8 protein-coding genes are annotated in these 8,442 nt (G+C 64.9%); 7 read left to right on the forward strand and 1 reads right to left on the reverse strand.

From position 1 onward, the window contains the following. From EOD07_RS13485 to EOD07_RS13515, 7 genes are all read left to right on the forward strand, one after another. On the forward strand, positions 1 to 1,184 hold a 1,184-nt coding region (locus tag EOD07_RS13485), incomplete at its 5' end, for a M17 family metallopeptidase (RefSeq protein WP_127235804.1). Positions 1,185 to 1,223: 39 nt separating this feature from the next. Continuing rightward, the gene (locus tag EOD07_RS13490; RefSeq protein ID WP_127235805.1) at positions 1,224 to 2,129 is read left to right on the forward strand and encodes a proline iminopeptidase-family hydrolase; all 906 of its coding nucleotides are present in this window, start codon (positions 1,224 to 1,226) and stop codon (positions 2,127 to 2,129) included. Positions 2,130 to 2,144: 15 nt separating this feature from the next. Further along, complete coding sequence (locus tag EOD07_RS13495; RefSeq protein WP_127235806.1) at positions 2,145 to 3,806, forward strand: ABC transporter substrate-binding protein; 1,662 nt, start codon at positions 2,145 to 2,147, stop codon at positions 3,804 to 3,806. 55 nt (positions 3,807 to 3,861) lie between these two features. Continuing rightward, positions 3,862 to 4,878, forward strand: coding sequence for an ABC transporter permease (locus EOD07_RS13500; protein WP_041000690.1), 1,017 nt, complete (start codon positions 3,862 to 3,864; stop codon positions 4,876 to 4,878). After that, the gene (locus EOD07_RS13505) at positions 4,878 to 5,849 is read left to right on the forward strand and encodes an ABC transporter permease (RefSeq protein ID WP_040981135.1); all 972 of its coding nucleotides are present in this window, start codon (positions 4,878 to 4,880) and stop codon (positions 5,847 to 5,849) included. The genes EOD07_RS13500 and EOD07_RS13505 overlap by 1 nt, the downstream gene beginning before the upstream one ends. After that, on the forward strand, positions 5,846 to 6,805 hold the full coding sequence (locus tag EOD07_RS13510) for an ABC transporter ATP-binding protein (RefSeq protein WP_127235807.1): 960 nt from the start codon (positions 5,846 to 5,848) through the stop codon (positions 6,803 to 6,805). The genes EOD07_RS13505 and EOD07_RS13510 overlap by 4 nt, the downstream gene beginning before the upstream one ends. Positions 6,806 to 6,813: 8 nt before the next feature. Next, complete coding sequence (locus tag EOD07_RS13515; protein WP_127235808.1) at positions 6,814 to 7,803, forward strand: dipeptide ABC transporter ATP-binding protein; 990 nt, start codon at positions 6,814 to 6,816, stop codon at positions 7,801 to 7,803. A gap of 46 nt (positions 7,804 to 7,849) precedes the next feature. On the opposite strand, the gene EOD07_RS13520 is transcribed toward EOD07_RS13515, so the two are convergent. Beyond that, on the reverse strand, positions 7,850 to 8,404 hold the full coding sequence (locus tag EOD07_RS13520; protein ID WP_164772227.1) for a hypothetical protein: 555 nt from the start codon (positions 8,402 to 8,404) through the stop codon (positions 7,850 to 7,852). Positions 8,405 to 8,442 lie beyond the last annotated feature (38 nt).

The raw sequence follows: 8,442 nt of genomic DNA on the forward strand, positions 1-8,442 counted from the left end.
CGGCTACCCTCGTGCTGGACCCGCTCGCGGGTGTCGAGCTTCCGGCAGCGGAAATCCTGGCGCGGGTCGCGCTCGGCATGCGGTTGCGGCGCTATCGTTTCGACATGCGCAACCGGCGTCAGGGGGCAGGCGCGGACCGCACCTTGCGGGTGCAGATGATCGGCGCGGCCGGCGCGGAGCTGAAAGCGGCGCTGGCGCGGGTCAACGCCATCGCCGACGGCGTCGAATATGCGCGCACGCTGGTCAACCTGCCGCCGAACCATCTCCACCCCGACAATTTCCACGATCATCTGGAGCCGCTGCGCGAGGCCGGCATCGATGTCGAGATCCTCGACGCAGCGCGGCTGAAGGAGCTCGGCATGAATGCGATCCTGGCCGTCGGTTCCGGTTCGGCGCGACCGCCGCGCGTCGCCGTCCTGCGCTATCGCGGCAGGGGCGCTCCGGCGCAGCCGCTGGCTTTCGTCGGCAAGGGCGTCTGCTTCGACACCGGCGGCCTGTGCATCAAGCGCGGCGAGCAGATGTTCGACATGAAGGCCGACATGGGCGGCGCCGCCGCCGTGGTCGGCCTGTTGATCGCGCTCGCCCGGCAAGGCAGCCCGGTGCATGCCGTCGGCGTGCTCGGCATCGCCGAGAACATGCCGTCGGGCACCGCGCTCAAGCCGCGCGACATCATCACGACGGCGTCGGGGCAGACCGTGGAGGTGTTCGACACGGATGCGGAAGGGCGGCTGATCCTGGCCGACTGCCTCTATTACGCCGCTTCGCGCTTCAACCCGTCGGTGATCGTCGATCTGGCCACGCTGACCTATTCGGTGATGCGGGGCCTGGGCTCGGTCTTCGCCGGCCTTTTCAGCACCGACGACACCATTGCTTCGCGCATGATCGCGGCCGGCGAGAAGGTCGGCGAGCGGTTCTGGCAGTTGCCGCTCGACCGTGCCTACGACGAGGGGCTGCAATCGCCCTTCGCCGATATCCGGCACCACGCCAAGGACATGGAAGACGGCGACGCGCCCTATGCCGCCGCCTTCCTGCGCAATTTCACCGAAGACCGCCCCTGGGTGCATCTCGACATTGCCGGCAAGGAACTGGCCGACAAGGACCGGCCGCTCGGCCGGGAAGGCGCCACGGCCTTCGGCGTGCAGATGCTGGAAGAGTGGGTGCAGTCCGGGCGGGCGGCGAGCTAAGCGACAACGAGAATGTCTTCAACCACACAGGGAGCCGGGATGCCGTCCGAGATCGTCAGCAAGGAAGGGCGGGCCGGCTTCGGCGCCTACGAAACCTGGTATCGGATCAGCGGCGAGCTCGATGCCGGCAAGGCTCCGGTGGTGATCCTGCATGGCGGGCCGGGCGCCGCGCATAACTACGTCGACGCCTACAAGCTTCTTGCCCGAGGCGGCCGCGCCGTCATCCACTACGACCAATTGGGCTGCGGCAATTCCACCTTGTTGCCGGAAAAGGGCGCCGATTTCTGGACGCCCCGGCTTTTCATCGATGAGCTGGAAAACCTCGTCGACCATCTCGGCATCCGCGGCGGCTTCCACGTGCTCGGGCAGAGCTGGGGCGGCATGCTGGGCGCCGAATATGGCGTGACCCGGCCGAAGGGCCTGAAGTCGCTGACCATCGCCAACTCGCCGGCTTCCATGAAGCTTTGGGTCGAGGAGGCCAATCGGCTGCGCGCCGATCTGCCCAGGGACGCGCAGGAGACGCTGACGAAGCACGAACAGGCCGGCACGACGGACGATCCGGCCTACCAGGAAGCGACGATGCGGTTCTACGAACGGCATGTCTGCCGGGTCGTGCCGTTTCCGCCGGAGGTGACGGAGACTTTCGCCCAGATCGTGCGCAATCCGACCGTCTACAATGTGATGAACGGCCCGAACGAGTTCCACGTCATCGGCACGCTGAAGAGCTGGAGCGTCATCGACCGCCTGCCGGCCATCGAGATTCCCACACTTCTCATCTCCGGCCGTTATGACGAAGCCACGCCAGCGACCGTGCAGCCCTTCAAGGACGGCATCAAGGGATCGCGCTGGCAGATATTCGAGCATTCCAGCCACATGCCGCATGTCGAGGAGCAGGACCTCTGCATGCGGGTGGTGGGAGACTTCCTGGACGACAACGACAACTGAAAGGGGAATGACGACATGAAGAAACTGCTTTTGGCGGCGTCGGCCGCTTCATTGCTGGCCGGCTCATGGCTCGCTCCGGCGCAGGCCGAATATCTCAAGGAGCACCGTGGCGGCATCATCCGCCTGCTCGCCCGATCGGCTGCCGGCACCCTCGATCCGCACATCAACTACACCGACCAGGGCTGGCAGATGTACCAGCCGATCTATGACGGCCTGGTCGCCTTCCGCAAGGCCGAGGGCGTCGAGGGTTTCAGCATCGTTCCCGACCTGGCCGAGGCGATGCCCACGGTCAGCAATGACGGCAAGACCTTCACCTTCAAGCTGCGCAAGGGCATCAAGTTCTCCAACGGCCAGGACCTCGGCGTGAAGGACGTCGTCGCTTCCTTCCAGCGCATCTTCAAGGTCTCCGGGCCGACCTCAGGCACCTTCTATGCCGGCATCGTCGGCGCCGACAAATGCCTGGCCGACACCAAGAGCTGCACGCTGGAAGGCGGTGTCGTCGCCGACGAGGCGGCCGGCACGATCACCCTCAATCTCACCAAGCCGGACGCCGAAATCCTCTACAAGCTTGCCTTGCCGCATGCCGTGATCCTGCCGGCGGACACGCCGACTGAGGATATGGGCTCCAAGCCGATCCCCAGCACCGGCCCCTACATGATCTCGGCCTTCGACCCCAACAAGGGCATGACCGTTTCCCGCAACCCCAATTTCAAGCAGTGGAGCGAGGAAGCCCAGCCCGACGGATATCCGGATGTCGTGCAGTATGATTTCGGCCTGTCGGAAGAGGCGGCCGTGACGGCCATCCAGAACGGCGAAGCGGACTGGATGTTCGACGCGCTGCCCAGCGACCGCCTTGGCGAACTCGGCAGCAAGTCCATGGACCAGCTGCACATCTCGCCGCTTTCGGCCTGGTGGTACGCGCCGCTGAACACCCGCATGGCTCCATTCGACAATGAAAAGGCCCGCCAGGCCGTCGCTTACGCTGTCGACCGCAACACGCTGGTCAAGCTGTTCGGCGGCAAGGTGCTGGCCTCGCCGGTCTGTCAGGTCCTGCCGCCGGACTTCCCCGGGCATGAGGATTATTGCCCCTTCACCAAGAACCCTGGCGCCAAATGGTCGGCTCCGGACGTCGACAAGGCCAAGCAGATGGTCGAGGAATCGGGCACCAAGGGCCAGAAGGTGACCATCATCGTCGAGGATACCGCCATCTCGCGGTCGATCGGCGTCTATCTGCAGAGCGTGCTGACCACCATCGGCTATGTCGCCGACGTCAAGCCGATCTCGTCCAACCTGCAGTTCACCTATATCCAGAACACCAACAACAAAGTGCAGATGTCCGTCACCCAGTGGTACAAGGACTACCCCGCGGCGTCGGACTTCCTGAACATCCTGTTCAGCTGCGCATCCTTCCGCGAAGGCTCGGACGCCTCGATCAACATCTCCGGCTTCTGCGACAAGGACATCGATGCTGAGATGCAGAAGGCGCTGGACCTTGGCGTGACCGACCAGAAGGCGGCCGACAAATTGTGGGCCGCGATCGACAAGCAGGTCACAGACAAGGCGCCGGCGGTCGGTCTGTTCACGCCGAAGCGGCTTGATTTCGTCAGCAAGCGCGTCGGCAATTTCAAGTTCAACCCGCAGTTCAACTGGATTATCACCCAGTCCTGGGTGCAGTAGGGACCTGGGTGCAGTAAGGGGCCTGAGTGCAGTAACGAACCGCGGAAGGCACATCGTGTCCAGCCAAGTCGCCGCCATGCCGCGCAAGACGCGAGGGCCCTGGGCCGTCGCGTTTGCGAAGCTGGCAACGGACAGGGCCGCCATGGCGTCCCTAGCCGTGTTCCTCATCATCGTTCTCGCCTGTTTCAGCGCGCCGCTCTACGCGAAATGGGCGGGCACGGATCCGTTCGCCTCGACGCTCGACGCCGTCATCCAGATTGACGGCGCCGACGTTCCGGTGATGGAACAGTCGACCGAGGGACTGGGACTTGGCTACACGCCGATCGGTCCGACCTGGCGGCTCGGCAACTACTTCCTCGGCGCCGACAGCCAGGGGCGGGACGTCATGGCGAGGTTGCTCTATGGCGGGCTCAACTCGCTGCTGATCGCCGGCGCCGCGACCATCTTCACGCTGATCTTCGGCACGCTGGCGGGACTGATCGCTGGCTATTTCGGCGGCATCACCGACACGGTGCTGTCGCGCCTGCTGGACGTGCTCTGGGCATTCCCGATCTACCTGCTCGCAATCTCGCTTTCCATCGTCACCATCGCGCAAGGCATCGCGATCGGGCCGATCGAGATCCAGTCGGGCAGCCTATGGCTACCGATCATCATCATAGGCATCGTCTATATACCCTATGTCGCGCGGCCGATCCGCGGGCAGGTCCTGGCGCTGCGCCACAGCGAGTTCGTGCTCGCCGCGATCAATCTCGGCGTGCCGGGCTGGCGCATCCTGCTGCGCGACATCCTGCCCAACATCACCACCACGCTCATCGTCTTCGTGCCGCTGATGATGGCGCTGAACATGCTGACGGAATCGGCGCTCTCCTTCCTGTCGATCGGCGTGCAACCGCCGGCCGCAAGCTGGGGCACGATCATCCAGGACGGCCAGGCGCTGCTCTACACACGCCCGCTGGTGGCGCTGGTGCCCGGCCTGGCGATCGCCGTTTCCGTCATGGCGCTCAATGTCTTCGGCGACGGTCTTCGCGATGCGCTCGACCCGCGCTCCAAGGTCAGGCTGGGGCGGGACTGATGCTTTACGCCATCCTTCGCCGTTTCGGTCAGATGCTGTTCGTGATGTTCGGCATCTCGGTCATCGTCTTCCTGATCTTTTTCGCCACGCCTGGCGCCGACCCCGCCGCGCGCATCGCCGGCCGCAACGCCTCGCCGGAGGTGCTGGCGGCGGTACGCCACAGCTTCGGCTTCGACCAGCCGCTCTATGTGCAATACACGCGCATGATGGAGAAGATCTTCGTCACCGGCGACCTGACCTCCTTCGTCAATCGCGGCTGGAAAGTGGTGCCGGCCGTCATGGATTCGATCCCCGTCACGCTTTCGTTGGTGTTCGGGGCCGCGGTCCTGTGGGTGGTCGTTTCCATCATCATCGGCATCGTCGCGGCGGCCACCCGCGACAGTTGGCTGGACAAGCTCCTGATGGCGCTGGGCCTGCTCGGCATTTCCATGCCGGTCTACTGGCTGGGCGAGGTGATGAACCTGATCACCCAGAGCCGCTATCACGACAGCTGGGCGTTCTCCTGGGTGCCGCCGCTCGGCTACAAGAACTTTTCCGACGATCCCAAGGGCTGGTTCCTGACGCTGGTCATCCCATGGATCACGCTGGCCATCCTCTATATCGGCATCTACGGGCGCGTGCTGCGCGCGGCCATCATCGAATCCATGCAGGAAGATTATATCCGCACCGCCCGCGCCAAGGGCCTGTCGGAGACCCGCATCCTGTTCCGCCATGCGCTGCGCACCTCGCTCATCGCCTTCGTCACCCTGTTCGGCCTCGACTTCGGCGCGCTGGTCGGCGGCTCGGCCTTGCTCACCGAGGTCGTGTTCGGCCTGCACGGCATCGGCAAGCTCACTTATGACGCGCTGCAGAACCTCGATCTGCCGATGATCATGGCGACGGTCATGTATGCGTCGATGTTCGTGGTGATCGCCAACGCGGTCGTCGATTTCGTCTATATCCTCCTCGATCCGCGCCTGAGGGCATCATGATCCTGTCGGTGCGCGATCTCAAAGTGTCCTTCCGCACCCATGACGGGCCGGTGCGCGCCATCGACGGCGTTTCCTTCGACCTAGAGGAGAGCGAGATCCTCGGTGTCGTTGGCGAATCCGGTTCGGGCAAGACGGTGTCGCTGCTCGCTGTCATGGGGCTTATCACCGATCCGAACGCCACCATCGAAGGCTCGATCCGCTACAAGGGTCGTGAGCTGGTGGGCTTGCCGGCGCGCGAGCTCAGGCGCCTGCGCGGCAACGAGATCGCGATGATCTTCCAGGACCCGATGACGGCGCTGACGCCGGTCTACACGATCGGCTGGCAGATCGCCGAACAGATCCGCGCGCATCGCGGTGTCAGCAAGGCCAAGGCGATGGAGCGCGTCGAGGAGCTGCTGGCGGAGGTGAACTTCCCAAATCCGCACGAGGCGATGTCGCGCTATCCGCACCAGCTTTCCGGCGGCATGCGGCAGCGGGCGGTGATCGCGATGGCCTTGTCCTGCGATCCGGCGCTGCTGGTGGCGGACGAGCCGACCACCGCGCTCGACGTCACGGTGCAGGCCGGCATCCTCGACCTCGTGCGCAAATTGCGGGCGAAGCATAAGTCGGCGGTGGTCTTCATCACGCACGACATGGGCGTTGTCTCCGAGCTCGCCGACCGCGTCATGGTCATGTATGCCGGCCGTGTGGTGGAGCGCGGCACCCGCACGGAGCTGTTTTCCGATCCGCGGCACCCTTACACGCGCGCGCTGCTCGGCTCGATCCCGCCGCTGACCGGCCAGAAACCGCGCCGCCTGCCGGCCATCCCGGGTTCACCGCCATCGCTGCTGCGGCTGCCGCAAGGCTGCGCCTTCGGTCCGCGCTGTCCGGTCCGTTACGAGCCTTGCGAGGCGGGCAGGCCGGGTCTCGGCAGCGGCCCGCATGCCGCCGCGTGTTTTCGGGTGGCACAGGCATGAGCGAAGCAATGATTGACGCCGGCCGACCGATCCTCGAGACGCGCTCGCTGGCAAAACGGTTTTCGATCGGCACTCGTTTTTCCGCGGAGGGCAGGCGGACCGTCCATGCGGTGGACAACGTGTCGCTGACCGTGCGGCGCGGCGAGACGGTAGGCCTCGTGGGAGAATCCGGATGCGGCAAGTCCACGCTGGCGCGCTGCCTGGTGCGGCTCTACGACATCACCGACGGCAAGCTTCTGTTCGAGGGCGACGACATCACCTCGAAGTCGCTGTCCGAGCTCAGGCCGCTGCGGCGGCGCCTGCAGATGGTCTTCCAGGATCCATCGGCCTCGCTCAATCCGCGGCGGCGCGTCGGCGATCTCGTCGCCGAGCCGCTGCGCATCCACGGCAAGCTTTCGGCCAAAGAGATCGCCGCGCGGGTGGCGGAGCTGTTCGAACTGGTCGGACTGCTGCCGGACCATGTGATGCGCTATCCGCACGAATTCTCGGGCGGCCAGCGCCAGCGCGTCGGTATCGCGCGGGCGATCGCGTTGAACCCCGACCTTGTCGTGCTGGACGAGCCCGTCTCCGCGCTCGACGTGTCGGTGCAGGCCCAGATCGTCAACCTGCTCGCCGACCTGCAGGAGAAGCTGAAGCTCACCTACATCTTCATCGCTCACGACCTTTCCGTCGTGCGCCAGGTCTCGACCCGCATCGCCGTCATGTATCTCGGCTCGATCGTCGAGGAAGGACCGGCGGAAGAGGTGTTCGCCACACCGGCCCATCCTTACAGTCAGGCGCTGATCTCGGCCGTTCCCGTCGTCGAAACGACGCCCACGGGCACGCGCAAGCGCATCATCCTCACCGGGGACGTGCCGAGCCCGCTCAAGCCCCCGTCGGGATGCCGCTTCCATCCGCGATGCCCGATCGCGGCGGATCGCTGCCGTTCCGAGCGGCCGGAACTGAAGGAATATCGTCCAGGCCGCAAAGTGGCCTGCCATTTCCCAACTTTGACCTGAACCGTCTTCTTTGCGAGTGGGGCGCGGCTGCCGAGGCCGCGACGGATCAGTTCTTGGCGATGGCGCCGACTTCGACGGAATCGATCCGCTTGAGGCTCATGCCGATCACCGGCACCAGCTGATCGTTGACGCGCACGGCCACTGTCACGGTCATCGAATTGCCGTCGGGCACACGCGCCTGCATGACGCCGTTCAACTGCTTGCGGTTGATGGTGAAGACGACCTTCTGGGCATCGACGACATTGCCGCCGACAATGTCCATTCCGCTTTCGGTCGAGCCGCCCATGAAGGTGCCCCTGTAACCGTCGCGGCCCTTGCGCTCGACGCTGGCCGACATCTTTTGCGTGAACACGCCGACCCTGCAGCCGCCGTCAAGCGTCATGCCGAGCTTGCTGGCAGGCGTCGATCCGTTGAAATCGCAGGTGAATTTGGTGCCCTTGTACTTGCCGGCGATGATCTCGCCGGGGCCGACCCATCTGCCTTCGACGGAGTGGAAGAACTGCTTGTCCGGTTCTGCGCCAAAAGCCTTTTCGACCAATCCGAGCGGCGCGGCAATCGCAACCGTCGCAGGCAGCACGCAGGACAAGATTACGCTTCTCATGGACGACACCCGGCACGACAGAGTCTGTTGTTGGGACC

It is taken from the genome of Mesorhizobium sp. M2C.T.Ca.TU.002.02.1.1 (genome assembly GCF_003997225.1).

Excerpts from the sequence above, each read along its gene's own strand:
- EOD07_RS13490 (WP_127235805.1), top strand. The coding sequence starts at position 1,224 with ATGCCGTCCGAGATCGTCAGCAAGGAAGGGCGGGCCGGCTTCGGCGCC.
- EOD07_RS13495 (WP_127235806.1), top strand. The coding sequence starts at position 2,145 with ATGAAGAAACTGCTTTTGGCGGCGTCGGCCGCTTCATTGCTGGCCGGC.
- EOD07_RS13505 (WP_040981135.1), top strand. The coding sequence starts at position 4,878 with ATGCTTTACGCCATCCTTCGCCGTTTCGGTCAGATGCTGTTCGTGATG.
- EOD07_RS13510 (WP_127235807.1), top strand. The coding sequence starts at position 5,846 with ATGATCCTGTCGGTGCGCGATCTCAAAGTGTCCTTCCGCACCCATGAC.
- EOD07_RS13515 (WP_127235808.1), top strand. The coding sequence starts at position 6,814 with ATGATTGACGCCGGCCGACCGATCCTCGAGACGCGCTCGCTGGCAAAA.
- EOD07_RS13520 (WP_164772227.1), bottom strand. The coding sequence starts at position 8,404 with ATGAGAAGCGTAATCTTGTCCTGCGTGCTGCCTGCGACGGTTGCGATT.